Origin of the sequence: Streptomyces odonnellii (assembly GCF_000981895.1) — a bacterium.
GTDB classification, from domain to species: domain Bacteria; phylum Actinomycetota; class Actinomycetes; order Streptomycetales; family Streptomycetaceae; genus Streptomyces; species Streptomyces odonnellii.
This window is the reverse complement of the sequence record NZ_LATD01000626.1, coordinates 1-1,492: the sequence shown is the minus strand read 5'-3', so window position 1 is coordinate 1,492 and position 1,492 is coordinate 1. Positions and strand designations below refer to the sequence as shown.

The 1,492-nt window shown below is 74.1% G+C and carries 1 protein-coding gene; it reads left to right on the top strand.

The features are described from left to right. On the top strand, nucleotides 1–1,427 hold a 1,427-nt coding region (locus tag WH07_RS35765), incomplete at its 5' end, for an ERAP1-like C-terminal domain-containing protein (RefSeq protein ID WP_046509443.1). Nucleotides 1,428–1,492: the final 65 nt, after the last annotated feature.

Below are 1,492 nucleotides of genomic sequence, written 5' to 3'. Positions count from 1 at the left end.
CCGTCGCCCCCGACCCGGCCGCCGTCCCCGACACCGCGTCCGCGCTCCTCAACTTCGACGGCATCTCCTACGCCAAGGGCGCCTCCGCACTACGCCAACTCGTCGCCTGGCTCGGCGAGAAGGACTTCCTCGCCGGCATCAACATCCACTTCGCCCGGCACAAGTTCGCCAACGCCACCCTCGCCGACTTCATCGACTCCCTCGCCCAGGCCACCGACCGCGATGTGCACGCCTGGGCCGCCCAGTGGCTCCGCACCACCGGCGTCGACACCCTCACCCCCGTCATCGGCGGCGCCGACACCGGCTGGACCCTCGACGTCGTACGCGACGGCAGCCGCCCGCACCGCATCGCCGTCGGCACGTACGACGCCGACGTCGCGGACCCCGACCGGCTCGTCGCCCGCGGCCTCATCGAACTCGACCTGCCGCTGACCGGAGAGCCGCCCGTACGGCCCGGACGCCGCCCCGCCCTCGTCCTCCTCAACGACGGCGACCTCAGCTACGCCAAGGTCCGCCTCGACGCCGCGTCCTGGAAAACCGCCCTCCGCTCCCTCTCCGGCCTCCCCGACCCGCTCACCCGCGCCGTCATCTGGAACGCCGCCCGCGACATGGTCCGGGACGGCGAACTCGCCCCGGCCGCCTACCTGGACGCCGCCCGCGCACACCTCCCGTACGAAACGGACCTCGCCCTCGTCCAAGGCGTCCTCGCCTTCGCCGCCGGCCAGATCACCGACCGCTACCTGGCCCCCGCCGACCGCCCCGCCGGCCTCGCCGCCCTCACCGAGATCTGCCGCGACCTCATGCGCCGCACCGAGGACGGCAACCACCCCGGGCTGCGCCTGACCGCCGTACGCCACCGCATCGACGCCGCCGGCCAGCCCGACACCCTCCAGGACTGGCTCGGCTCCGGCAGCGTCCCCGGCGGACCCGAACTCGACCCCGAACTGCGCTGGCGCATCCTCACCCGACTCGCCGTCCTCGGCGCGATCGACAACGCCACCATCGACGCCGAACTCGACCGCGACCCCAGCGCCACCGGCCAGGAAGGCGCCGCCCACTGCCGCGCCGCCCTGCCCGACCCGGCCGCCAAAGCCGATGCCTGGGCCCGGCTCTTCGGCACCGACGACCTCTCCAACTATCTGTTCACCGCCACCGCCAAGGGCTTCTGGCAGCCCGAACAGGCGGAACTCGTCGAGGAGTACATCGCCCGCTTCTACCCCGACGCCACCGCCCTCGCCGACCGCCGCGGCCCCGCCATCGCCGAAGCCGCCGGCCGCTACGCCTTCCCCGCCCACGCCGTCGACGAGGAATCGCTCCGCCTCGGCCAACACCACCTGGCCACCGCGCCCATGATCCCCGCCCTCCACCGCCGCCTCACCGACCAGCTCGACGACCTCCGGCGCGCCCTCAAGGTCCGCCAGGCCTAGGCCCTAGCCGCGGCCATGACCGAGCCACGACCGAACGGGACCTGAACCACCGCCCCGGCCGCGCC